Origin of the sequence: Citrobacter sedlakii (genome assembly GCF_018128425.1) — a bacterium.
In the GTDB taxonomy this organism is placed as follows: domain Bacteria; phylum Pseudomonadota; class Gammaproteobacteria; order Enterobacterales; family Enterobacteriaceae; genus Citrobacter_A; species Citrobacter_A sedlakii.
On record NZ_CP071070.1, the window covers coordinates 2,420,394 to 2,444,345 of the forward strand.

Annotated in this window: 25 protein-coding genes; 15 read left to right on the top strand and 10 right to left on the bottom strand. The window is 55.2% G+C overall.

Annotated features, from left to right (window positions below):
* The first annotated feature begins 11 nt into the window (after window positions 1-11).
* From osmX to clcB, 4 genes are all read left to right on the top strand, one after another.
* Complete coding sequence (gene osmX / locus JY391_RS11535; protein ID WP_211934335.1) at window positions 12-914, top strand: osmoprotectant ABC transporter substrate-binding protein OsmX; 903 nt, start codon at window positions 12-14, stop codon at window positions 912-914.
* A 9-nt stretch (window positions 915-923) separates the two neighbouring features.
* Window positions 924-1,571 carry an osmoprotectant ABC transporter permease OsmW gene (gene osmW / locus JY391_RS11540; RefSeq protein WP_042282879.1) on the top strand — a complete coding sequence of 216 codons (648 nt, stop codon included), beginning with the start codon at window positions 924-926 and terminating at the stop codon, window positions 1,569-1,571.
* Window positions 1,571-2,719, top strand: a complete 1,149-nt coding sequence (gene osmV, locus JY391_RS11545; protein WP_042282877.1) for an osmoprotectant ABC transporter ATP-binding protein OsmV — start codon at window positions 1,571-1,573, stop codon at window positions 2,717-2,719. Before osmW ends, osmV begins: the two co-directional genes overlap by 1 nt.
* Before the next feature lie 115 nt (window positions 2,720-2,834).
* Entirely contained in the window at window positions 2,835-4,124 is a 1,290-nt protein-coding gene (gene clcB / locus JY391_RS11550) for a voltage-gated ClC-type chloride channel ClcB (RefSeq protein WP_211934336.1), read from the top strand.
* On the opposite strand, the gene bioD is transcribed toward clcB, so the two are convergent.
* The 3 genes from bioD to ynfL form a co-directional block, all read right to left on the bottom strand.
* Window positions 4,080-4,775, bottom strand: a complete 696-nt coding sequence (gene bioD / locus JY391_RS11555; protein WP_042282874.1) for a dethiobiotin synthase — start codon at window positions 4,773-4,775, stop codon at window positions 4,080-4,082. The genes clcB and bioD overlap by 45 nt on opposite strands.
* A gap of 125 nt (window positions 4,776-4,900) precedes the next feature.
* A complete protein-coding gene (mlc, locus tag JY391_RS11560; protein ID WP_042282872.1) occupies window positions 4,901-6,121 on the bottom strand; it encodes a sugar metabolism global transcriptional regulator Mlc in 1,221 nt (406 codons plus the stop codon).
* 128 nt (window positions 6,122-6,249) lie between these two features.
* Window positions 6,250-7,149: a multidrug efflux transcriptional activator YnfL/SxtR(Kp) gene (gene ynfL / locus JY391_RS11565; protein WP_060569727.1), complete on the bottom strand. Its 900-nt coding sequence runs from the start codon at window positions 7,147-7,149 to the stop codon at window positions 6,250-6,252.
* Window positions 7,150-7,270: 121 nt separating this feature from the next.
* On the opposite strand from ynfL, the gene ynfM reads away from it, so the two are divergent.
* The 4 genes from ynfM (at window position 7,271) to JY391_RS11580 (ending at window position 10,010) form a co-directional block, all read left to right on the top strand.
* Complete coding sequence (gene ynfM, locus JY391_RS11570) at window positions 7,271-8,524, top strand: multidrug efflux MFS transporter YnfM/SxtP(Kp) (protein ID WP_211934337.1); 1,254 nt, start codon at window positions 7,271-7,273, stop codon at window positions 8,522-8,524.
* 145 nt (window positions 8,525-8,669) lie between these two features.
* The gene (asr, locus tag JY391_RS11575) at window positions 8,670-8,918 is read left to right on the top strand and encodes an acid resistance repetitive basic protein Asr (protein WP_148365357.1); all 249 of its coding nucleotides are present in this window, start codon (window positions 8,670-8,672) and stop codon (window positions 8,916-8,918) included.
* Window positions 8,919-9,007: 89 nt separating this feature from the next.
* Window positions 9,008-9,088, top strand: coding sequence for a small membrane protein YdgU (ydgU, locus tag JY391_RS24095; protein ID WP_455550473.1), 81 nt, complete (start codon window positions 9,008-9,010; stop codon window positions 9,086-9,088).
* Window positions 9,089-9,188: 100 nt separating this feature from the next.
* Window positions 9,189-10,010 (top strand): trypsin-like serine peptidase, encoded by an 822-nt coding sequence (locus JY391_RS11580; RefSeq protein ID WP_211934338.1) that lies wholly within the window; start codon window positions 9,189-9,191, stop codon window positions 10,008-10,010.
* A 35-nt stretch (window positions 10,011-10,045) separates the two neighbouring features.
* Here JY391_RS11580 and mdtI read toward each other — a convergent pair whose 3' ends face one another.
* The 3 genes from mdtI to JY391_RS24070 form a co-directional block, all read right to left on the bottom strand.
* Window positions 10,046-10,375 carry a multidrug/spermidine efflux SMR transporter subunit MdtI gene (gene mdtI, locus JY391_RS11585; RefSeq protein ID WP_042282862.1) on the bottom strand — a complete coding sequence of 110 codons (330 nt, stop codon included), beginning with the start codon at window positions 10,373-10,375 and terminating at the stop codon, window positions 10,046-10,048.
* Window positions 10,362-10,727: a multidrug/spermidine efflux SMR transporter subunit MdtJ gene (gene mdtJ / locus JY391_RS11590; RefSeq protein ID WP_120714877.1), complete on the bottom strand. Its 366-nt coding sequence runs from the start codon at window positions 10,725-10,727 to the stop codon at window positions 10,362-10,364. Before mdtJ ends, mdtI begins: the two co-directional genes overlap by 14 nt.
* Before the next feature lie 108 nt (window positions 10,728-10,835).
* Window positions 10,836-11,006, bottom strand: coding sequence for a protein YdgV (locus JY391_RS24070; protein WP_080949895.1), 171 nt, complete (start codon window positions 11,004-11,006; stop codon window positions 10,836-10,838).
* A 136-nt stretch (window positions 11,007-11,142) separates the two neighbouring features.
* On the opposite strand from JY391_RS24070, the gene JY391_RS11595 reads away from it, so the two are divergent.
* Window positions 11,143-12,177, top strand: a complete 1,035-nt coding sequence (locus JY391_RS11595) for an AI-2E family transporter (protein WP_181823221.1) — start codon at window positions 11,143-11,145, stop codon at window positions 12,175-12,177.
* A gap of 84 nt (window positions 12,178-12,261) precedes the next feature.
* Here the strand turns inward: JY391_RS11595 and pntB are convergent, their stop codons facing one another.
* Complete coding sequence (gene pntB / locus JY391_RS11600) at window positions 12,262-13,650, bottom strand: Re/Si-specific NAD(P)(+) transhydrogenase subunit beta (RefSeq protein ID WP_042282855.1); 1,389 nt, start codon at window positions 13,648-13,650, stop codon at window positions 12,262-12,264.
* Between the two features lie 10 nt (window positions 13,651-13,660).
* On the bottom strand, window positions 13,661-15,190 hold the full coding sequence (gene pntA / locus JY391_RS11605) for a Re/Si-specific NAD(P)(+) transhydrogenase subunit alpha (RefSeq protein WP_211934339.1): 1,530 nt from the start codon (window positions 15,188-15,190) through the stop codon (window positions 13,661-13,663).
* 527 nt (window positions 15,191-15,717) lie between these two features.
* On the opposite strand from pntA, the gene ydgH reads away from it, so the two are divergent.
* The 3 genes from ydgH to folM all read left to right on the top strand — a co-directional run bounded on the left by ydgH (window position 15,718) and on the right by folM (window position 19,037).
* Window positions 15,718-16,662 carry a DUF1471 family protein YdgH gene (gene ydgH, locus JY391_RS11610; RefSeq protein WP_042282850.1) on the top strand — a complete coding sequence of 315 codons (945 nt, stop codon included), beginning with the start codon at window positions 15,718-15,720 and terminating at the stop codon, window positions 16,660-16,662.
* A gap of 211 nt (window positions 16,663-16,873) precedes the next feature.
* Window positions 16,874-18,256, top strand: a complete 1,383-nt coding sequence (locus JY391_RS11615) for an amino acid permease (RefSeq protein ID WP_042282848.1) — start codon at window positions 16,874-16,876, stop codon at window positions 18,254-18,256.
* A 58-nt stretch (window positions 18,257-18,314) separates the two neighbouring features.
* Window positions 18,315-19,037, top strand: coding sequence for a dihydromonapterin reductase (gene folM, locus JY391_RS11620; RefSeq protein ID WP_211934340.1), 723 nt, complete (start codon window positions 18,315-18,317; stop codon window positions 19,035-19,037).
* Here the strand turns inward: folM and JY391_RS11625 are convergent.
* Window positions 19,034-19,369, bottom strand: a complete 336-nt coding sequence (locus JY391_RS11625) for a GlpM family protein (protein ID WP_060569721.1) — start codon at window positions 19,367-19,369, stop codon at window positions 19,034-19,036. The genes folM and JY391_RS11625 overlap by 4 nt on opposite strands.
* 126 nt (window positions 19,370-19,495) lie before the next feature.
* On the opposite strand from JY391_RS11625, the gene rstA reads away from it, so the two are divergent.
* The 3 genes from rstA (at window position 19,496) to tus (ending at window position 22,547) form a co-directional block, all read left to right on the top strand.
* Window positions 19,496-20,230, top strand: a complete 735-nt coding sequence (gene rstA / locus JY391_RS11630) for a two-component system response regulator RstA (protein ID WP_211934341.1) — start codon at window positions 19,496-19,498, stop codon at window positions 20,228-20,230.
* A 12-nt stretch (window positions 20,231-20,242) separates the two neighbouring features.
* Window positions 20,243-21,544: a two-component system sensor histidine kinase RstB gene (rstB, locus tag JY391_RS11635; RefSeq protein ID WP_211934342.1), complete on the top strand. Its 1,302-nt coding sequence runs from the start codon at window positions 20,243-20,245 to the stop codon at window positions 21,542-21,544.
* Between the two features lie 73 nt (window positions 21,545-21,617).
* Window positions 21,618-22,547: a DNA replication terminus site-binding protein gene (tus, locus tag JY391_RS11640; protein ID WP_199957305.1), complete on the top strand. Its 930-nt coding sequence runs from the start codon at window positions 21,618-21,620 to the stop codon at window positions 22,545-22,547.
* On the opposite strand, the gene fumC is transcribed toward tus, so the two are convergent.
* Complete coding sequence (fumC, locus tag JY391_RS11645; RefSeq protein ID WP_200033164.1) at window positions 22,544-23,947, bottom strand: class II fumarate hydratase; 1,404 nt, start codon at window positions 23,945-23,947, stop codon at window positions 22,544-22,546. The genes tus and fumC overlap by 4 nt on opposite strands.
* Between the last annotated feature and the right edge of the window lie 5 nt (window positions 23,948-23,952).

A 23,952-nucleotide genomic window follows, 5' to 3' on the forward strand; every position in this document is an offset into this window, starting at 1 on the left:
TGGAGCGCTAAATGAAGATTAAAAGACACCTGTTGGGCTGGCTTGCCTGTGTGCTGATTTTCAGCGCGCAGGCGCAAGCCGCCCCGATCGTCCTCGCCACAAAAGGCTTTACCGAGCAGCACATTCTGTCGGCGATGACGGTGCTGTATCTGCAAAAGAAAGGCTTTCAGGTTGAGCCTCGTACCAATATTGCGGCCGTGATTTCGCGTAACGCCATGGTCAACAACCAGATTGATGTGACCTGGGAATATACCGGCACTTCGCTGATCATTTTCAACCGTATCGATAAACGGATGACGCCGCAGGAGTCCTACGACACGGTGAAGCGGTTGGATGCAAAGAAAGGTCTGGTCTGGCTGAAACCCGCCGATATGAATAATACCTACGCCTTTGCCATGCAGCGCAAACGCGCCGAGGCGGAAAACATCACCACGATGTCCCAAATGGTGGCGAAAATTGACCACATTCGCCAGACCGATCCGGATAAAAACTGGCTACTGGGCCTCGACCTTGAATTTGCCGGTCGTAGCGACGGTATGAAACCTTTACAGCAGGCTTACCAGATGAATCTGGACCGCCCACAGATCCGCCAGATGGATCCTGGTCTTGTCTATAACGCCGTTCGCGATGGTTTTGTTGACGCAGGCCTGGTGTATACCACCGATGGGCGAGTAAAAGGGTTCGATCTGAAAGTTCTGGAAGACGACAAAGGCTTTTTCCCCAGCTACGCGGTCACCCCGGTGGTGCGCAAACCGATTCTTGATGCCAACCCGGGACTGGAAGAGGCGCTGAATACCCTTTCCGCTCTACTGAACAACGACGTAATAAGTACGCTCAATGCGAAAGTGGATATCGATCATCAGTCGCCTCAGCAGGTCGCGCGTGAATTCCTGCAACAGAAAAAGCTGCTGTAAGGAGCCAATATGGACACGATTCATTTCATGATTGATAACGCGGGCTATCTCGCCAGCCTTACCTTCCAGCATTTATGGCTGGTGCTGTTGGCCGTCGGCCTGGCAATAGTGATTGGCGTACCGCTGGGCGTGCTGATTGTTCGCCACAAATGGCTGGCCACGCCGGTGCTCAGCTTCGCGACCCTGATGCTCACCATCCCGTCTATTGCGCTGTTTGGCTTAATGATCCCGCTCTTTTCGCTGATCGGTCAGGGAATCGGCGCGTTACCCGCCGTTACCGCGGTATTCCTCTATTCATTGCTGCCAATCGTGCGCAATACCCATACGGCGCTGGACAGTCTGCCGCCGGGGCTGCGTGAGGCCGGTCGCGGTATCGGCATGACCTTCTGGCAGCGCCTGCGCTGGGTTGAAATTCCGATGGCGCTACCGGTGATATTTGGCGGTATTCGCACCGCGGTGGTCATGAACATCGGCGTAATGGCGATCGCCGCCGTGATTGGCGCGGGCGGTCTGGGTTTACTGTTATTAAACGGTATCGGCGGCAGCGATATTCGCATGTTGATCGCCGGTGCGTTGTTGATTTGTATTTTAGCGATTGTGCTGGACTGGCTACTGCATCGCCTGCAGGTCGTTCTGACACCAAAGGGGATTCGATAATGATAAAACTGGAAAACCTCACCAAACAATTTTCCCAGAAGAAGGGCCAACCGCTGAAGGCGGTAGATAACGTTAATCTGAACGTTCCGGAAGGCGAAATGTGCGTTCTGCTGGGGCCGTCAGGCTGTGGCAAAACCACCACGCTGAAAATGATCAACCGCCTGATCACGCCCAGCAGCGGTAATATCCTGATCAACGGCGAAGACACCAGCGGAATGGATACTGTCACCTTGCGCCGCAATATTGGCTACGTGATCCAGCAAATCGGCCTGTTCCCGAACATGACGATTGAAGAGAACATCACCGTGGTGCCGAGGATGCTGGGCTGGGACAAGGCCCGCTGTCAACGACGCGCGGAGGAGTTAATGGATATGGTGGCAATGGATGCGAAGAAATTCCTCCACCGCTATCCAAAAGAGATGTCCGGGGGGCAGCAGCAGCGTATCGGCGTGATCCGCGCGCTGGCAGCCGATCCGCCGGTACTGCTGATGGATGAACCGTTTGGCGCCGTTGACCCCATTAACCGGGAAGTGATCCAAAACCAGTTTCTGGAAATGCAGCGCGCGTTGAAAAAGACCGTTATGCTGGTGAGTCATGATATTGATGAAGCCCTGAAGCTCGGCGATCGGATCGCGGTTTTTCGGCAGGGGCGAATCGTCCAGTGCGCCAGCCCGGATGAACTGCTGGCGAAGCCGGCTAACGAGTTTGTCGGCTCGTTTGTCGGCCAGGACAGAACGCTTAAACGTCTGCTGTTGGTTTCAGCGGGGGATGTCACCGATCAGCAGCCGACGTTGACGGCGCGTCCTACTACCCCGCTGCAGGAGGCCTTTGCCATCATGGACGATAACGATATTCGCGCGATCACCGTGGTGGATGCCGACGGAAAACCCGTGGGCTTCGTTAAGCGCCGGGAAGCGCGGAACGCCACCGGGGTCTGTTCGGATATCATTCATCCCTTCCGCATCACCGGAAAGGCGGAAGATAACCTGCGTATCGTGCTTTCGCGTCTGTACGAGAGTAACACCAGTTGGATGCCCATTGTCGATGAAGACGGCCGCTACAACGGTGAAATTTCCCAGGACTATATTGCCGATTACCTGAGTTCGGGACGCACCCGCCGGGCGTTGAACATCCACGACAGTCATTAACCGCGTAACCTGACAGAGGGTTGCTGATCAGGCAACCCCTTTTCGCACTCACGGCTTTTGCTTCTGTGCCCTTTTCCCCGCAAAATAGACGGTTTCAGACTTCCTGTAACCGTTTATGCATCGTCTTCATGCCTGGCCCGATCTACGCGCCATGTTTCGCCGTCTGTGCTTTGCCGCCCTCGTCGGCATCTTCGCCGCGCTGGCGGTCGCCTGCTTCCGTCATGCGATGCTATTGCTGGAATGGGTATTTCTCAGCAATGACAGCGGCAGTCTGGTCAACGCCGCGACGGGTCTGTCGCCCTGGCGACGCGTCCTGACGCCAGCGTTGGGAGGACTGGCGGCCGGTTTGCTGCTGTGGGGATGGCAAAAGCGCAGCCAGTTGCGGCCGCACGCGCCCACTGACTATATGGAAGCCCTGCAAACCGACGGTCGGTTTGATTATGGCGCGAGCTTAATCAAATCCCTGGCTTCGCTACTGGTGGTCGCCAGCGGTAGCGCGATTGGTCGTGAAGGGGCGATGATTTTGTTGGCCGCGCTGGCGGCCTCCTGCTTTGCCCGCCGGTTCGCGCCTCAGCACGAGTGGAAATTGTGGATCGCCTGCGGCGCGGCGGCAGGTATGGCCAGCGCGTATCACGCCCCGCTGGCGGGCAGCCTGTTTATTGCGGAAGTCCTGTTTGGTACCTTGATGCTGGCGTCGCTCGGTCCGGTCGTTGTTTCCGCCGTGGTAGCGCTGCTGATCACCCATGCGCTGAACGGGGGTAACGATGTGCTCTACACGGTTCATCTGTCGCGGTCGCTGCATCTTACCGAGTACGGACTGATCGTCAGCACAGGCCTGCTTGCCGGTCTTTGCGGTCCCCTGTTGATGGGGTTGATGTCTGCCAGCCACCGCGCATTTCTTCTGCTCAAACTGTCACCGCCGTGGCAGCTGGCGCTGGGCGGGCTCATCGTCGGCTTACTTTCCCTGCTCACGCCAACGGTATGGGGCAACGGCTACAGCGTGGTGCAGTCATTTCTGCTTTCGCCGCCGCTGATGGCGGTTGTCATGGGAATTTTTCTCTGCAAGCTGCTCGCGGTGCTGGCCAGCAGCGGTTCCGGCGCGCCTGGCGGCGTATTCACCCCGACGCTGTTTATCGGCCTGGCCGTAGGGATGTGTGTTGGACGCCTTTGGGGAATGTGGCTTCCCGGTTCCGACGAACTGGCGGTCTTGTTAGGCTTAACGGGAATGGCGACGCTGCTGGCAGCGACAACGCATGCGCCCGTAATGTCGGCGCTGATGATTTGTGAAATGACCGGAGAGTATCGACTGCTCCCCGGCTTGTTGATAGCCTGTGTACTGGCCTCGGTGCTGTCGCGAACCTTACGCCACGACTCGATCTACCGCCAGCACGCTGCCCAGCATTGACAGGCGAATGTACTGACCCAGTTCGCGCTGCTCAGCGCGCGGCAGATAAGGCAGTTCGCCAATCAGCGGCGCGGGCAGTTTTTTGCTCAGCACGTCGATAATTTCGGCGTAGTGCGCGAGGCCCGGGTTGATGCGGTTTGCGACCCAGCCGATCAGCGGTAAGCCGTCATTGGCGATCGCCTGGGCTGTCAGCAGCGCATGGTTGATACACCCTTCCTGAATGCCCACCACCATCAGTACCGGAAGCTGTTCCTGAACCACCCATTCGGAGAGCGGGCGCAGATCGTTCATCAGGCTGCGCCAGCCGCCGGTGCCTTCTACCACAACGTGATCGACCTTTTCAGTCAGGCTGGCCAGCCCGTCAGAAATCAGGGTGTAATTGATGGGACAACTGTGGGCGACGCTGCTTTCATCTTCGCTCAGCGCGATGGGATTCACCGCTTCATAGGGCAAGTCCAGCGTAGAGACGCTCTGCAGCACCAACGCGTCTTTATTGCGCAGACCGTCCGGGGTCTCTTTGCTGCCCTTGGCGACAGGCTTATAGCCAGCCACGCTTTTACCACCCGACGCTAACGCTTGTAGTAATGCGCGGGAAACCACCGTCTTCCCAACAGAAGTGTCTGTACCTGTAATAAAGAAACGCTTCAGCATCACTAACTCCACCGTTATGCTTCGAAAATATAAGCCAGGAAAATAATACAGTAGAGAAAGTCTAAGGTATGCCAGAATCGCTCAGCTTGCGTTAGCGCAAATTTTGGTAGATCAAATCAAAAATGTTAACCCTGTAATAGACGAATCAGTAAAGAACCGTTATACATCGCGTCTTTTACCAGTGCGGCGCCGGCCATGGTGCCCTGATTAGAAAACTGCGTACTCTCGACAACCATATTTTTGCTGTAGGCGGGTAGCGCCTGCTGCCGAATGCTGTCTGCGATGGCCGGAAACAGCACATCAGCGGCTTTGCTCAGCGGCGAGCCAATCAGTATTTTTTGCGGGTTAAATAAATTCACCATGATCGCCAGAATGCGCCCCACATGGGCCCCGACGCCCGCGATAATATCTTTTGCCAGTAGATCGCCCTGTAGCGCGGCCTGACACAGTGAATCCACGGTGAGCGGCTGCCCGTGCAGCGTGGAACTCATCGACTGCCCCAGACGAAGCTGGGCCAGCTCAAGTACGCTCTCGATACTGGCGATGGTTTCCAGACAACCGTGGTTGCCGCAGTAGCAACGTTTACCGTAAGGGTCGACCTGCGTGTGCCCGATCTCCACCAGGCTACTGCTCCCTGCGTGTAGCAAATGCCCGTCGGTGATGACCCCTGCGCCAACGTTATGGTCAATGACCACCTGAATCACATCGCGCGCGCCGCGAGACGCGCCAAACAGGGCTTCCGCCATCGTCCATGCGCTGATGTCATGCTGAATGTACACCGGCACTCCGGTGTGCTGTTCAAGCGCTTCCCCCAGCGGCATCTCTTTCACATCTTCATAAAAGGGCATCCGGTGCACGATACCGTTTTCGGTATCGATAATGCCGGGCAGAGTAATGGCGATAGAGGTCAGGCGTTCGAGCAACTGCTGATGACGGATGAAAAACTGGTCGATCAACGTGATGATACGTTCGAGTAACGGCTGTTCGTCGTCCAGCGGCAGTTCCAGACACTCTTCGACGACCAGCTTACTGCTGAGATCGCGTAATGCGAGAAAGATTTCGCCCCGGCTGATACGCAGAGATAAATAGTGCCAGGCCTCGGTCTCCACCACCAGCCCTACCGCGGGTCGGCCCCGGCTTCCGGCCTCTTTGATTTCCAGTTCCTGAACCAAATGCGCTTCCAGCATTTCACGGACAATTTTGGTGATACTGGCTGGCGCAAGCTGCGCGAGACGAGAAAGGTCGATACGCGATACCGGCCCCAGTTGATCAATCAGGCGATAAACCGCGCCCGCATTGGTCTGCTTTATTTGATCGATGTGCCCAGGCTGACTATCAGCAACCACCTCTGACTCCCTTTATTTTCGCGCTCCGAAATAATCTGTAGGCTATGGTGAAGTACTTCAATACGCAACGTCAACTTTTTACTTAGCCGTGTGATTTACCGCACATTTTTAGCCGTTATTAAATTAATTTAAGCGCTTCTCACTGCCTGAAGTAACTGCTGGCGAAAACGGATCGCTGCCTGACTGTGTTCACGGTGGCGGGACCAAACCAGCCACATTTCGGAAACGGCATCTTCTTCCGCCAGCGGCACCCAGCACATTTCATTAAGCTGCACCTTTTTGAACGACGCCGGAAGAATGGAGACGCCTAAACCTGCGGCAACAAGGCCGATGATAGTCATCGCTTCCCCCACCTCCTGCGTAATGACCGGGGACAGATTATAACGGCGCATTAACCCGAGAATGTCGTCATAAAGGCCGGTGCCAACATGCGGGTCGAAAAAGACAAACGGCTCTTTTGCCAGTTCCGCTAATGTCACCACGGGCTTTTGCGCCAGTCGGTGCGCGCGCGGAATCATGGCCATCAATGGTTCATGCAAGATCACTTCGTATTGTAACGTTTCCGGTAGCGGCGTGTTGCGCATGAGCCCCAACTCCAGCGCCCCTTCGCCAAGCGGCGTGAGCTGCTCGCGAGTATTCATCTCCCGGGTCTGAAGGTGCACGTCAGGATAATGCTGGCGGAACAGGGACAGCGTATCGGAGACGGCGCGGATAAACGGCGCAGAGGAGGTAAAGCCTATGCGTAACTCCCCCGCTTCTCCCTGATGGAGCCGCGCCGCGCGAGCGGCGGCATCGTCCACTTGCGCAAGGATCTGACGGCAGTCTGCGAGGAATTGCTTGCCCGCCGCGGTCAGCGCCACGCTGCGATTGGTACGCGCCAACAGTCGGGCGCCAACATGCTGTTCCAGCATCTGAATTTGCTGACTTAGCGGCGGCTGCGAAATATTCAGACGGGCGGCGGCGCGTCCAAAATGAAGTTCTTCTGCAACAGCCACGAAATAGCGCAGATGACGTAACTCAATATTCATATCTTTAACATATTATTTGAGATAATTAATATATTAGACAGAATATTGAGATTTTCCTACCCTGATCGTCAGGGTTGCGCCCGTCCCTTTTCGTCACGGGGCTATTGAGCAAGGATTTCAAGTGAGTCGTACAACTACGGTCAGTGACGCGTCGGCAGGCGACATTGAACCACAGCGCATTTCTCAGCCGGTTCAGTTTATCAAACGGGGGACATCCTCCTTCATGCGCGTCACGCTGGCGCTGTTCTCGGCAGGTCTGGCGACCTTTGCCCTGCTTTATTGCGTACAGCCTATTCTTCCCGTGCTCTCTCACGAATTTGGCGTGTCGCCTGCAAGTAGCAGTATTTCACTGTCGATCTCTACCGGAATGCTGGCCGTTGGACTCCTGTTTACCGGTCCATTGTCAGACGCGATTGGCCGTAAGCCGGTAATGGTTACCGCCCTGCTACTGGCCTCCTGCTGTACGTTGCTGTCAACCCTGATGACAAGCTGGCACGGCATTCTGATCATGCGTGCGCTGATTGGTCTTTCGCTCAGCGGCGTGGCGGCGGTTGGGATGACCTATCTGAGCGAAGAGATTCACCCCAGTTTTGTCGCTTTTTCCATGGGGCTCTATATCAGCGGAAACTCCATCGGTGGAATGAGTGGGCGCTTGATCAGCGGTGTGGTAACAGACTTTTTCAGTTGGCGTATTGCGCTGGCCGCGATTGGCTGTTTCGCCCTCGCGTCAGCCCTGATGTTCTGGAAAATCCTGCCGGAATCGCGCCATTTCCGCCCGACCTCTTTACGGCCTAAGACGCTGTTTATCAACTTTCGCCTGCACTGGCGTGACCGCGGACTGCCGCTGCTGTTCGCGGAAGGCTTTTTGTTGATGGGATCCTTTGTCACCCTGTTTAACTATATTGGCTATCGGCTGATGCTGTCCCCCTGGGAACTGAGTCAGGCGGTGGTCGGCCTGCTGTCGGTCGCCTACCTGACCGGCACCTGGAGTTCGCCGAAGGCGGGCGCCATGACCGTCCGCTACGGGCGAGGTCCGGTCATGGTGGTTTCTATGGGCGTAATGCTGGTTGGCCTGTTGATGACCCTCTTCAGTTCACTCTGGTTGATTTTCACCGGTATGCTGCTCTTTTCCGCTGGATTTTTCGCCGCCCACTCAGTGGCAAGCAGTTGGATCGGTCCGCGCGCCCGCCGCGCAAAAGGTCAGGCGTCGTCTCTGTATCTGTTCAGCTACTATGTAGGATCAAGCATCGCCGGGACGCTGGGCGGCGTATTCTGGCACAACTACGGCTGGAACGGCGTCGGTGGGTTTATCGCTATTATGCTGGTGCTGGCGATTGTTGTCGGTCTGCGCCTGCATCGCCGTCTGCACGTTTGACCTGGTAGAATTATTTCGGTTGGCGCTGTACATAGGGTTACACGCCGATACCAATGACTCACGGACGTCCTCGATTATCAGCGATAAAGTATTTTCAACGGCCCCGCAGTGGGGTTGAATGAAAAACCAAATCGAGGGTATGAAAATGAAAAACGTATTAGCTCTGGTTGTTGCCGCTGCTATGGGTCTGTCTTCCGCCGCGTTTGCGGCAGAGACGGCAACCTCTCCCGCTCCGGCAACGCAAAGCGCCCCGGCGAAAACCACTCATACTAAAAAGCATCACAAAGCGGCCCCACAGAAAGCGCCAGAGCAAAAAGCGCAAGCGGCTAAAAAGCACAGCAAAAAAACCGCCACGCATCAAGCCGCTAAACCGGCTGCCCAGCCTGCAGCATAATTCCCGTTAAAACGTCGGCGCGCCCCTTTGCGCTAACGTATGCTGGCGCTGGACGCCCTGTTCAGCGCCTTTCTTCGGAGGGCTTCAGCGTGGGTCGTTATCGTTTTGAGGTCATTCTTATTTCATTAATTTTCTGCGCGCTTATCGCTATCCGCTTCTGGTTCGCCTGATCGTAGTTCGCTGATTTTCCTCTCACTTCTCCGTCGTTACGTCTATAGTATTTACTGAGGGTTTTCTTTTAATAATCATAATTACCCACCAGAGTGTGATATGCGTAAAACCGTTGCTGTATTACTGGGCTCGTTTTGTTTTACATCGGGTATGGCGTATGCGGACAAACCTGACGCGCAAGCCGATACCAGTGAAGTCAAAACGCTATTTTTCGGTCAGGACGATCGTGTTCCGGTTGAGGATCCAACCGATGCGCCGTGGGATGCGATTGGCCAACTCGAAACCGCCAGCGGCAATCTTTGCACCGCCACGCTTATCTCGCCACACCTGGCGCTCACTGCCGGACATTGTTTATTAACCCCGCCCAGAGGCACACCGGATAAAGCCGTCGTGCTGCGTTTTGTGTCCAAAAAAGGGATTTGGCGTTACGAAATTCACGGGATTGAAGGTCGGGTTGATCCGGGGCTGGGTAAGCGTCTGAAAGCCGATGGCGATGGCTGGATTGTCCCCCCTGCCGCGGCATCATGGGATTTTGGACTGATCGTACTGCGTTATCCCCCCTCTGGCATCACGCCATTACCTTTATTCGACGGGGATAAAGACGCCCTGACCGCAGCGCTGAAAGATGCCGGACGTAAAGTCACCCAGTCAGGCTACCCGGAAGATCATCTCAACACGCTTTATTCCCATCAGGACTGTATCGTCACCGGCTGGGCGCAAAAGGCGGTGTTGTCGCATCAGTGTGATACCCTTCCCGGTGACAGCGGTTCTCCGCTGATGCTTAAAACGGCGACGGGCTGGCAGCTCATTGGCGTACAGAGTTCAGCCCCTGCGGCCAAAGACCGCTGGCGGGCCGATAATCGCGCCATTTCGGTGACCGGCTTTCGCGATAAGCTGGATGCGCTGGCTGAACAGCCATAAGACAACGCCGCCCGCGCGAGGCGGGCGGCAGAACTTCAGGCAAGTTTAATCATCACCATACCGACCAGCAGTAGCGCAACGCCAATCCATCCTTTAGGGTTCAAACGTTGACCAAACAGAATCCAACCGGCAGCCAGCGTCGCGGCGATACCAAAACCGCCCCACAGCGCGTAGGCTACCGACAGGTCAATGCCCTTTACCGCCTGGGAGAGCGCGCTAAACGCCGCTAATACGGCGGCCAGCGACAGAATGCCGTAGAATTTACGCCGGAAACCGTCAGAGAATTTTAAAAAGACGTTAGCCATAATTTCCAGCACGATCGCCACGGCCAGCCACGCGGCATGAACCCATTCAAACTGCTGCATGGTTCACCTCCTTCGTCGTGCGGCGTGGCTTACGGGTGCCGGATTTAATCAGCACAATCCCCAGCACCAGCATCGTCAACCCCGCAATTTTCATCGCCGGGAGCGCTTCGTCAAATAGCAGCACGCTGAACAGCGTAATAAACAAAATGCCAATACCTTCCCACAGCGCATAGGCGACGCCGAGGGCGATTTTTTTTACGGCAAATGAGAGGAAAATATATGACAACGTAATCATCACCAGCATCAAAATAAATCCGCCGTTGCCATCGCTAACACTTGCCCATTTCATCGACAGCGTCCCGGTAATTTCTGCCACAATGGCCAGGCCTAATAAAATCCAGTAAAACATGATGCTTCTCCTGCTTGAGAATATAATCCATTGGGCTTGCTGAAGGCAGCAAACCTGAAAATAAAAACAGTCAGCTCAGCGCATGACGCGAGCGTAAGCAGAAGAAAGGGACTAAAGCGCGTTGCGCCAGTGCTGCTCACCGGCAAGCAGGAAAGAAGAAGACGTGCGTAAAAGAGTCTGGGTAGAAAAAAACGTCCTGAACATATTGTCCATAATATTACAATTATCCGCAGTGTTGCTTCTCGTCATCGCGGATGATAATTGTCCTCGGTAGTTGAACACGCCTGATTTGTACCACAGCCTAAGAATTAGCTCAAAACCTTTTCACTTCTTTACCCTCCCCGTTTGATTTCTGCCAGGACGACGCGACAGAAATCACATTATTATATCCGGCAAGACAAAAATTTCAGGAAAACGCATGGCTAAGCCAATCATTACGCTGAACGGTTTAAAGATCGTTATTATGCTCGGCATGCTGGTGATCATTCTTACCGGCATTCGCTTCGCGGCGGATATTATCGTCCCGTTTATTCTGGCGATATTTCTTGCTGTGGTACTCAATCCGCTGGTTCAGCGGATGGTAAAACTGCGCGTTCCGCGCGTGATGGCCATTTCAATACTGGTGTTAATCATCGTGATGGCGATGGTGCTGCTACTGGCTTATCTTGGAACCTCATTAAACGAACTGGCGCGCACATTGCCGCAGTATCGTTCCTCGCTGGTCGTTCCGCTAAAAAATCTCGAACCCTGGCTGGTTCGTTTAGGCATTGGCGTTTCCGTTGATGAACTGGTGAAGTATATCGATCCGAATGCGGCGATGACGCTGGTGACCAATCTGCTGGCGCAGTTGTCCAATGCCATGTCGTCGATTTTTCTGCTTCTGCTGACGGTGGTATTTATGCTGCTGGAGGTTCCGCAACTGCCCACAAAATTCCAGCAGATAATGACCCGCCCGGTGGAAGGCATGGCGGCAATACAGCGCGCGATTGACAGCGTGTCGCATTATCTTGTGCTTAAAACCGCCATCAGCATCGTCACTGGCTTAGTGGTGTGGGCAATGCTGGCAGCGCTTGAGGTGCGTTTCGCGTTCGTCTGGGGACTGCTGGCGTTTGCGCTAAACTATATTCCCAATATCGGTTCCGTGCTGGCAGCGATCCCGCCAATCGCGCAGGTATTGGTGTTTGGCGGTCTGTACGACGCGCTGGTCGTACTGGCGGGGTATCTGATGATTAACCTCGTGTTTGGTAACATTCTGGAACCCCGCATTATGGGTCGGGGACTTGGTCTATCGACGCTGGTGGTATTTCTGTCGTTGATTTTCTGGGGCTGGCTTTTGGGCCCGGTAGGCATGCTGCTTTCAGTGCCGCTGACGATTATCGTGAAGATTGCCCTTGAACAAACCGTTGCCGGACAAAGCATCGCCATTCTGCTTAGCGATGTGAATAAAGCGTAAACCAGTAAAAGAAAACGGCCTCCGCAGAGGCCGTCAGGAGATCGGTGGGCCTGATAAACACAGTGGCATCAGGCGCCCCATATCTTAAAGCGCTTTCAGAATCGCATCCACGCTGGCTTTGGCATCGCCAAACAACATATGGGTGTTCTCTTTGAAGAACAGCGGATTCTGTACGCCTGCATAACCGGTGTTCATTGAGCGTTTAAAGACGATAACGTTCTGCGCTTTCCAGACTTCCAGTACCGGCATGCCGGCAATTGGGCTGCCCGGATCGTCCTGCGCCGCCGGGTTGACGGTGTCGTTAGCGCCAATCACCAACACGGTGTCGGTATCGGAGAAATCATCGTTGATTTCATCCATTTCCAGCACGATGTCATAAGGCACTTTGGCTTCGGCCAGCAGAACGTTCATATGGCCAGGCAAACGTCCGGCGACCGGATGGATACCGAAACGGACCTTGATGCCGCGTGCCCGCAGCTTCTCAGTGATTTCCGCCACTGGATATTGCGCCTGCGCCACCGCCATACCGTAGCCGGGGGTGATGATCACGGTGTGCGAGTTTTTCAGCATTTCTGCGGTGTCTTCCGCGCTGATCTCACGGTGCTCGCCGACTTCTTCGTCGCCACCAGATGACGAACCATCGGTGCCGAAACCGCCTGCAATGACGCTAATGAACGAACGGTTCATCGCCTTACACATAATATATGACAGTATCGCACCGGAAGAACCAACCAGCGCCCCGGTCACAATCAGCAGATCGTTGCTCAGCATGAAGCCCGCCGCCGCCGCCGCCCAGCCCGAATAGGAGTTCAGCATTGAAACGACGACCGGCATATCCGCGCCGCCGATGGAGGCCACCAGATGCCAGCCAAACGCCAGGGCGATGATGGTCATCACCAGCAGCGCCAGCACCTGCAAACCGACGCTCTCGGTACGGACAAAAACGAGCAGTAACAGGAAAGACACGACCAGCGCCGCGAGGTTCATTTTATGCCGGTTCGGCAGCATCAGCGGTTTAGAAGAGATCTTCCCGCGCAGCTTACCAAACGCGACAACGGACCCGGTAAATGTCACCGCGCCGATAAAGATACCCAGGAACACCTCCGTCAAATGGATGTTCACCAGAACCGGATCCAGGCCCGCTTCGTGATACAGATAACTGTTAAAGCCGACCAGCACCGCAGCCAGGCCAACAAAGCTATGCAGAATCGCCACCAGCTCGGGCATTTCGGTCATTTCGACTTTCTTCGCCAGACGAATACCAATCGCGCCACCGATGATCATCGCCACCAGGATCCAGGCGACGTTGCCGGTATCGGGGCCGAAGATAGTGGCAATCAGCGCAATCGCCATCCCGGCGATACCGAAGTTATTTCCCTGTTGGGACGTTTCATGTTTTGAAAGCCCCGCCAGGCTGAAAATAAACAGGATCGCGGCAACAATGTATGCAGCTGTAACTAATCCTCCAGACATGTGTTACCCCTTAGTTTTTCCGGAACATTTTCAGCATGCGCTGAGTCACGGTGAAGCCACCGAAAATATTAATGCTGGCAATCAGCACCGCGATAAAGCTGAGGAAGCTCACCCAGCCGCCCTGGCCAATTTGCAACAGCGCGCCCACCACGATGATCCCGGAAATAGCGTTGGTCACGGACATGAGCGGAGTATGCAGCGCGTGGGAGACATTCCACACGACGTAGTAACCCACCACACAGGAGAGCGCGAATACGGTAAAGTGACCGAGGAACTCTTTTGGCGCGACATCAGCCAGCCAACCGAACAGAATAATCGCCAGCGCCATCAGCGCATATTTACGCCACGGCGACGCCGGTTTCTCCGGCTCTTTCACTTCCGGTGCGGCTTTGACCGCGGCTTTAGGTTGAGCGGAAACCTGAATCGGCGGCGCAGGCCAGGTAATTTCCCCGTCACGCACGACCGTCACGCCGCGCACCACAACGTCGTCGAAATCGACATTGATCGTGCCGTCTTTTTCCTTGCAAAGCAGCTTCAGCAGGTTAACCAGGTTGGTGCCGTACAGCTGAGAGGACTGCGTCGGCAGACGCCCTGGCAGGTCGGTGTAGCCAATAATCTTCACGCCATTCGGGGTGGTGACCACCTCATTTGCAACGGTGTACTCGCAATTGCCGCCATTTTGCGCCGCGAGATCCACTATCACGCTGCCCGCCTTCATTGAATCAACCATTTCACGGGTGATCAGCTTCGGCGCGGGTTTGCCGGGGATCAGCGCGGTGGTAACAATGATGTCCACCTCTTTCGCCTGCGCGGCGAACAGCGCCATTTCGGCTTTAATAAACGCTTCGGACATCACTTTGGCATAGCCGTCGCCGCTGCCCGCTTCCTCTTTAAAATCCAGCTCGAGGAATTCCGCGCCCATACTCTGGACCTGTTCTTTCACTTCCGGACGGGTATCGAAAGCGCGGACAATCGCCCCCAGGCTGTTCGCCGCGCCAATCGCGGCCAGCCCCGCCACCCCGGCGCCGATCACCATCACTTTGGCCGGCGGGACTTTCCCTGCGGCCGTAATCTGACCAGTAAAGAAACGACCAAACTCGTGGGCCGCCTCAACGATCGCGCGATAACCCGCAATGTTCGCCATCGAGCTTAACGCATCAAGCGACTGGGCGCGTGAAATGCGCGGCACCGAATCCATCGCCATGACCGTCACATTACGCTCGGCAAGCTTCTGCATTAACTCCGGATTTTGCGCCGGCCAGATAAAGCTCACCAGCATGGTGCCCGGGTTGAGTAACGCAATTTCATCGTCCTGCGGCGCGTTGACCTTCAGAATCACCTCGGATTGCCAGACTGCGCTGCTATCCACAATGTCAGCGCCCGCGTCAGCAAAAGCCTTATCGTCAAAACTTGCCAGTCCACCCGCGCCGCTCTCTACCGCGACGGTGAAACCCAGCTTCAGCAGCTGTTCCACCGTCTTCGGCGTGGCTGCGACTCGGGTTTCATTGGTAAACCGTTCTCTTGGTATGCCAATTCGCATAATGTTCCCTTCCATCGTTATTTTTGATGATGGTTTGTCAGTGATCGTGAAGTTGCGCACGCAATTTCACGCGGGAGGTAAAGTCTTACCCCGGCTCAATAAAACAGTAACAAACTCCATATAACGTACTGAAAATAGCGCCTGTGATCTAGCGCCAAAAATCAGTATTTGTTAGGTAATCTGCAAAATATGAACGATTCAGCCCTCTGACCGGGATAATGACCTTCAAATCCTTGCCAAACGCCCATAATTCGCTCAAGCGAAGCGGCAAAACATGATTTAGCGCCATTGCAGATCAATTAATTAACATTAAATTAACTTATGAAATTCTGTCTGTTCATTAGTTTAGGCCGCGAAGCGCCCATTTTTTCGACATATCACATTTTGTTATCGGCCTTGTGACCGCATTCGTTATGTTGATTGAAAAATGACGCAGACATTCACCAGGTTTAAATGCAATAATCAGCCACGTTTCTAGTCAATAACAATACCAGTACCTGGTTTGCGCAAGGCGAAGGATTATTTTTATGAAGCTTAAGAACACTCTCCTGGCGTCCGCACTGCTCTCTGCGACGGCTTTTTCTGCGAACGCAGCAACGGAACTGACGCCGGAGCAAGCGGCTGCACTGAAACCTTATGACCGCGTTGTCGTCACGGGCCGTTTTAACGCGATTGGCGATGCGGTCAAAGCCGTCAATCGCCGCGCGGATAAAGAAGGCGCCGCCTCTTTTTATGTGGTAGACACCTCCGATTTTGGTAACAGCGGCAACTGGCGCGTTGTGGCCGACCTTTACAAAGCCGACGCGGAAAAAGCGGAAGACAGCAAAAATCGCGTAATTAACGGTGTAGTGGAGTTACCGAAAGCTCAGGCTGTTCTGCTGGAACCGTACGATACCGTAACGGTCCAGGGCTTCTACCGCAGCCAGCCGGAAGTGAATGACGCCATAACCAAAGCGGCGAAAGAAAAAGGCGCCTACTCCTTCTATATCGTGCGTCAGGTTGATGCGAACCAGGGCGGCAACCAGCGTATTACCGCGTTTATTTATAAAGAAGATGCGAAAAAACGTATCGTTCAGAGCCCGGACGCCATCCCGGCCGATTCTGATGCTGGACGCGCAGCGCTGGCCGCAGGCGGCGCCGCCGCGAAGAACGTTGAGATCCCGGGCGTAGCCACCACCGCATCGCCGAGCGCGGAAGTAGGCCGCTTCTTTGAAACCCAGTCAACCAAAGGTGGACGTTACACCGTCACACTTTCGGATGGTACCAAAGTCGAAGAACTGAACAAGGCCACTGCGGCAATGATGGTGCCGTTTGACAGCATCAAGTTCACCGGTAACTACAGCAACATGACGGAAGTCTCTTATCAGGTCGCGAAGCGTGCGGCGAAGAAAGGCGCCAAGTATTATCACATCACCCGCCAGTGGCAGGAACGTGGTAATAATATGACCATCAGCGCCGATCTGTATAAGTAAGTTCCTACAGGCCCGGTACGCGAAAGCGCTGCCGGGCAAGAGTGATTAACACCATCAGGCCGACTTTTCGCACAATCAGTCACAAATCTTTCCGCGAACATTGCATACAGCCCCTTCTCTCCGTAAAATCCCGCGCCTTAGTGGCTTTCACCATTTTTATGCGTTTTGCCATAATAATTATTCTCCACCGTTCCTTTGAAACTGGATAATCATGGAAAAAAAACTGGGACTGAGCGCGCTCACTGCGCTGGTTTTAAGCTCGATGCTTGGCGCTGGTGTGTTCAGTCTGCCGCAAAACATGGCCGCTGTTGCCAGCCCGTCAGCTCTGCTGATTGGCTGGGCTATAACCGGCGCGGGTATTTTACTGCTGGCGTTCGCCATGCTGATTCTGACCCGTATCCGTCCCGACCTGGATGGCGGCATCTTCACCTATGCCCGCGAAGGCTTCGGTGAGCTGATCGGTTTTTGCTCCGCCTGGGGTTACTGGCTTTGCGCCGTTATCGCGAACGTTTCTTATCTTGTTATCGTGTTTTCAGCGCTCAGTTTCTTCACTGACACCCCCGCACTTCGCCTGTTTGGCGATGGCAATACCTGGCAGTCGATCGTCGGCGCCTCGGTTCTGCTGTGGGTGGTCCATTTTCTGGTGCTGCGCGGAGTACAGACCGCCGCGAGCATCAACCTGGTAGCGACGCTTGCCAAGCTGTTGCCGCTGGGGTTATTCGTCGTGTTGGCGATAATGGCGTTCCGTCTGGATACGTTTAACCTCGACTTCACCGGCATAGCGCTGGGCGTTCCTGTCTGGGAACAGGTGAAGAACACCATGTTGATTACCCTCTGGGTCTTTATCGGCGTAGAAGGCGCGGTGGTGGTGTCAGCCCGCGCCCGCAACAAACAGGACGTCGGTCGCGCCACGCTACTGGCGGTACTTGCTGCGCTTAGCGTTTATCTGCTGGTCACCCTGCTCTCGCTGGGCGTGGTTGCGCGACCAGATCTGGCCGAAATGCGTAACCCGTCGATGGCGGGTCTGATGGTGCAGATGATGGGACCGTGGGGCGAAATTATTATTGCCGCCGGGTTGATTGTTTCTGTCTGCGGCGCGTACCTCAGCTGGACGATTATGGCCGCCGAAGTGCCGTTCCTGGCCTCGACCCATAAAGCGTTTCCACGTATTTTCGCGCGCCAGAATGCCCAGGGCGCGCCGTCGGCGTCGCTGTGGCTGACTAACATCTGCGTTCAGGTGTGTCTGGTGCTGATCTGGCTCACAGGTTCCGACTACAACACCCTGCTGACCATTGCATCAGAAATGATTCTGGTGCCCTATTTTCTGGTTGGCGCGTTCCTGCTGAAAATCGCAACGCGTCCCCTGCACCAGGCCGTGGGTGTCGGAGCCTGCATTTATGGCTTATGGTTATTGTATGCGTCGGGCCCGATGCACCTGCTGCTTTCCGTGGTTCTGTATGCGCCGGGTCTGTTGGTGTTCCTGTACGCGCGTAAAACGCATACACATGATACTGTTCTGAATCGTCAGGAACTGATTTTGATTGGACTGCTGCTGGTTGCCGCGGTTCCGGCGACCTGGCTGTTGGTGGGGTAATTGTCATCCCATCGTTTAACGCGAATTGCCTGGCTTGCAGGCGCATAAGGAGCTTTCGATGGGAAACAAACACCCTTTGCCGATTCTGATCACCGGGGGCGGACGCCGCATTGGACTGGCCATCGCCTGGCATTTTATTCATCAGCAACAGCCGGTAATCGTCAGCTATCGTACCCCTTATCCGGCGATTGACGGACTGGCGAAAGCGGGCGCACTCTGTATTCAGGCCGATTTTTCCACCAATGAAGGCGTGTTAGCTTTTGCTGACAACGTGAAAGAAAGCGCCCCTGGGTTACGGGCAATCGTGCATAACGCCAGCGCATGGATGGCGGAAAAACCCGGTACGCCCCTGACCGACGTGCTGGCATGCATGCTACAGATCCACGTCAATGCGCCCTATCTGCTCAACCACGCTCTTGAAGGCATGCTGCGCGGTCACGGTCATGCCGCCAGCGACATTATTCATTTCACCGATTACGTGGTGGAGCGCGGCAGCGATAAACATATCGCCTATGCCGCCAGTAAAGCCGCGCTGGACAACATGACCCGCTCCTTTGCCCGCAAACTGGCTCCGGAAGTAAAAGTGAACGCTATCGCCCCCTCGCTCATTTTATTTAATGAGGGCGACGACGTGGAATACCGACAGCAGGCGCTGAATAAATCGTTAATGAAAACGGCGCCAGGTGAAAAAGAGGTGATCGATTTAATCGATTATCTGCTGACCAGTTGCTTCGTGACTGGCCGCAGTTTCGCCGTCGACGGCGGCCGCCATTTGCGTTAGTGCAGCCTGACCCAGCAAAAAATCAGCAGCCAGGCACTCAGGCACCAGCAAATAACCGCCCCGCCGAGCGCCATCGGTAGCTTCATCACCCCGGTGAAATACCAGAGCGACAGAAGATACACGAAATAGGGAATGATCGACCACATACTGAATATGATGGTGGTTCTTAACGCTTCGATACCGCGCTCGCTGGCGACGATGTAATGCGCGATCAACGCGAAAGTGGGGAATAGCGGAATTAACCCTGCAATATAATAATTTTTCGTTTTTGCCAGTAAGCCGATCACCACCACTACCAGCGCGCCGAGAGCGGCTTTTATTACGAGTCCCATTGCCTTGCCTTAACACATCAATAACATCGGCTGTTAGCATAACGGAAGCGCTTCCGTTTAGGAAAGATTAATGGAAGGCGGCGGCGCCGCGGTGTATGTTGGCGTTTTTAGTCTGGCAATAATGGCATGAACACAATTGTATTTGTCGAAGACGATCCTGAGGTTGGCGCGCTCATCGCAGCTTATCTGGCAAAACACGATTTTGACGTAGTGGTTGAGCCGCGCGGTGATAAGGCAGAAGCGCGTATTCTGGAAGTGCAGCCCGATCTGGTCCTGCTGGACATCATGCTTCCCGGCAAAGACGGTATGACGTTATGTCGTGATATTCAGGGGCGCTGGCAGGGACCGATTGTGCTGCTTACCTCTCTCGACAGCGATATGAATCACATCCTTGCGCTGGAAATGGGCGCCTGCGACTACATACTGAAAACGACGCCCCCTGCCGTGCTACTCGCCCGCCTGCGCCTGCATTTACGTCAAAGCGAACACGCCACTCTGGCGAAAGGCATTCAGAGCGGCGGCGCGACGCCGTACAACCCTTTACGCTTTGGCTCGCTGAGCGTCGATCCGATTAACCGTTCAGTGTCGCTGGGCGGCGAACAGGTCTCCCTTTCCACCGCCGATTTCGAACTGTTATGGGAACTGGCGACCCATGCCGGACAGATTATGGATCGCGACGCGCTGCTGAAAAATTTGCGCGGAGTCAGCTACGACGGACTGGATCGTAGCGTGGACGTCGCAATTTCACGTCTGCGTAAAAAGTTGCGTGATAACGCCACGGAACCCTATCGCATAAAAACCGTGCGAAACAAAGGTTACTTGTTTGCGCCCCATGCCTGGGATGATGAAACCGCATACTGAGTGGAGAATGGAATGAAAAAACTCTTTGTGCAGTTTTATCTCCTGCTGTTTGTCTGCTTTCTGGTGATGACCCTGCTGGTTGGCCTGGTCTACAAATTCACCGCCGAGCGCGCCGGAAGGCAGTCGCTGGATGATTTGATGAAAAGCTCACTGTACCTGATGCGCAGCGAACTGCGGGAGATCCCGCCCCGTGACTGGGGTAAGACCATCAAACAGATGGATCTCAATCTCTCCTTCGACTTACGCGTTGAACCGCTGACCCACTTCCGGCTGGACGCGTCCTCAATGGAGCGCCTTCGCAGCGGCGACATTATTGCGCTGGACGATCAGTACACCTTTATTCAGCGTATTCCGCGCAGCCACTACGTTCTGGCCGTCGGTCCGGTGCCCTATCTCTACTACCTGCATCAGATGCGCCTGCTGGACATCGCGCTGATGGCGATCATCGCCATTTCACTCGCCCTGCCGGTGTTTATCTGGATGCGTCCTCACTGGCAGGACATGCTGCGACTTGAAGCTGCGGCTCAGCGTTTCGGTAAAGGTCATCTGGGCGAGCGACTGAATTTCAACAGCGGTTCCAGCTTTGAGCGGCTGGGCATTGCTTTTAACCAGATGGCTGACAACATCACTGCGCTGATCGCCAGTAAAAAACAGCTGATTGACGGTATTGCCCATGAACTGCGCACGCCGTTGGTGCGTCTTCGCTATCGGCTGGAGATGAGCGAAAACCTCAGCCACCAGGAGTCGCTGGCGCTTAATCGTGACATCGGGCAGCTTGAGTCGCTGATCGAGGAGCTATTAACTTATGCCCGTCTCGACAGGCCGCAAAATGAACTGCACCTTAGCGAACCGGACCTCCCGGCGTGGATCACGTCCCACATTGAAGACGTACAGAGCGTCACTCCGGAACGCACGCTAACCCTCTCACAGGTCGTTCGCGGGCACTACGGCGCACTGGATATGCGTCTGCTGGAGCGCGTTCTGGATAACTTACTCAACAACGCACTGCGTTACTGCAAAACGACCGTTGAAATTAGCCTGCTGCGGGACGGACACCTCGCGACGTTGATTGTCGAGGATGACGGCCCAGGCATCGCGCCCGATGCCCGGCAAAAGGTGTTCGAACCTTTTGTGCGCCTGGACCCCAGCCGCGATCGCGCCACCGGTGGATGCGGTCTTGGGCTCGCCATTGTCCACTCCATCGCTATTGCGATGGGGGGGACGGTGAGCTGCGGCGTGAGCCACCTTGGCGGCGCGCAATTTCGTTTTAGCTGGCCTCTCCGGTCCCCCATCGCGCAAGAATCCCTTGCCTGACGACGACCGCACTGTAGCCGCCGACGAAAAGTTGTGCTATAAAAAAGTATGTTGTAACTAATGAGAATCGATCATGGCACGCTACGATCTTGTCGACCGACTGAACAGCACGTTTCGTCAGATGGAGCAGGCGCTCGCGGCGCTGACGGAAGCGCTCAGCCAGCAACCCCTGACGATTGCCCGCGTTTTTTCCCTGCCGGAGATCAGTAAAGAAGATGAGCATAACCCGCTGGAGACCATTGCGGTCAAACAGCATCTGGGTAAAGAAGCGCTGTCGCTGGCGTTAGCGCATTATCGCCACCTGTTCATTCAGCAGCAGTCGGAGAAGCGCAGCAGCAAAGCGGCGGTTCGTCTGCCCGGCGTGATCTGCTTTCGGGTGGATAACGCCAGTCAGCAGGCGTTACAGCGTCAGGTTGAACAGATAAACCAGTTGAAAACCACCTTCGAATATATCGTTACCGTGGAGTCAGGCTTACCCTCTGCAGCGCGATTTGAATGGGTGCATCGTCATTTACCCGGGTTGATCACGCTCAATGCCTACCGCGCGTTGACGGTGATTAACGATCCGGCGACGCTGCGCTTCGGCTGGGCGAATAAACATATCATCAAGAATCTCACCCGCGACGAGGTACTGGCCCAGCTTGAAAAAAGCCTCAACACCCCACGTAGCGTACATCCCTGGACCCGCGAGGAGTGGCAGGCAAAGCTGGAGCGAGAATACCAGGATATCGCCGCGCTACCGCAGCGGGCGAAATTGAAAATTAAGCGTCCGGTCAAGGTCCAGCCCATCGCCAGGGTCTGGTATAAAGGGAAACAGAAGCAGGTGCAACACGCCTGCCCGACCCCGCTGATTGCGTTAATCAGCACGGATAACGGCGCGGGTGTGCCAGACATCGGCGAACTGCTGAATTACGATGCCGATAACGTTCAGCACCGTTTTAAACCCCAGGCGCAGCCGCTACGGTTGATGATTCCCCGGCTGCACCTGTACGTGGCGGATTAACGGCCCGGCTTCATGCTGCCGACCATCTGCTCTGGCCGCACCCAGCGATCAAACTCCTCTTCACTGAGGTGGCCCAGCGCCAGAGCGGCGGCTTTCAGCGTCAGCCCCTCTTTGTGCGCTTTTTTGGCGATCTCTGCCGCTTTATCATAACCGATGTGGGTATTCAGCGCGGTGACCAGCATCAGCGACTCGTTAAGCAACTGGTTGATGCGCTCGCGGTTCGGTTCAATCCCTGTCGCGCAATGGGCGTTAAAGCTTTCCATGCCGTCGGCCAGCAGACGCACAGATTGCAGGAAATTATGAATCACCATCGGGCGATAAACGTTGAGTTCGAAGTTTCCCGACGCCCCTCCCATGTTGATTGCCACATCGTTGCCCATCACCTGGCAGCACAGCATCGTCAACGCTTCACATTGTGTCGGGTTAACCTTGCCCGGCATGATCGAACTGCCCGGTTCGTTTTCCGGGATAGCGATTTCACCAATGCCGCAGCGCGGACCGGAAGCCAGCCAGCGCACATCATTGGCGATTTTCATCAGTGAGGCCGCCAGCCCTTTCAGCGCGCCGTGAGCGTGTACCAGCGCATCACAGGTGGCAAGCGCTTCAAACTTATTGGGTGCGGTAACAAACGGCGCCTGGGTTATCACCGCCAGTTCATCGGCCACGCGACGCGCATATTCAGGATGGGTATTCAGACCTGTACCAACGGCGGTGCCGCCAAGCGCCAGTTCCGCCACGTGCGACAGGCTGGCCTCCAGGTGTTTATGGTTATGCTCAAGCATTGCCACCCAGCCGGAGATTTCCTGACCGAGCGTCAGCGGCGTGGCGTCCTGTAGGTGGGTACGACCAATTTTGACTATGTCGGCGAAGGCGTGGGATTTCTCGCGCAGGGTCTGAGTTAATATCGTCAGTTGCGGAATAAGTTGCTTACGTAACGCCAGCAGCGCAGCCACATGCATGGCCGTCGGGAAAACGTCATTTGAGCTTTGGCTCTTGTTGACGTCATCATTGGGATGCACTTTGCGATCCATTCCGCGCACCCCGCCCAACAGCTCGCTTGCCCGGTTCGCCAGTACTTCATTCATATTCATATTACTTTGCGTACCGGAACCGGTCTGCCAGATAGCCAGCGGAAACTCATCGGCATGTTTGTCTGCCAGCACTTCGTCGGCGGCCTGCATAATGGCAGAGGCCTTCTCCGGCGAGAGCAGCCCTAAATCCTCGTTAACCTTTGCCGCTGCACGCTTAGTGAGCGCCAGCGCGTGGATCAGCGCGACGGGCATTTTTTCGGTCGAAATACGAAAATGCTCCAGTGAACGTTGGGTTTGCGCGCCCCACAGTTTATCTGCCGGGACATCAATTGCACCCATCGAATCTTTCTCGCGGCGTACCGTTACCATTACCT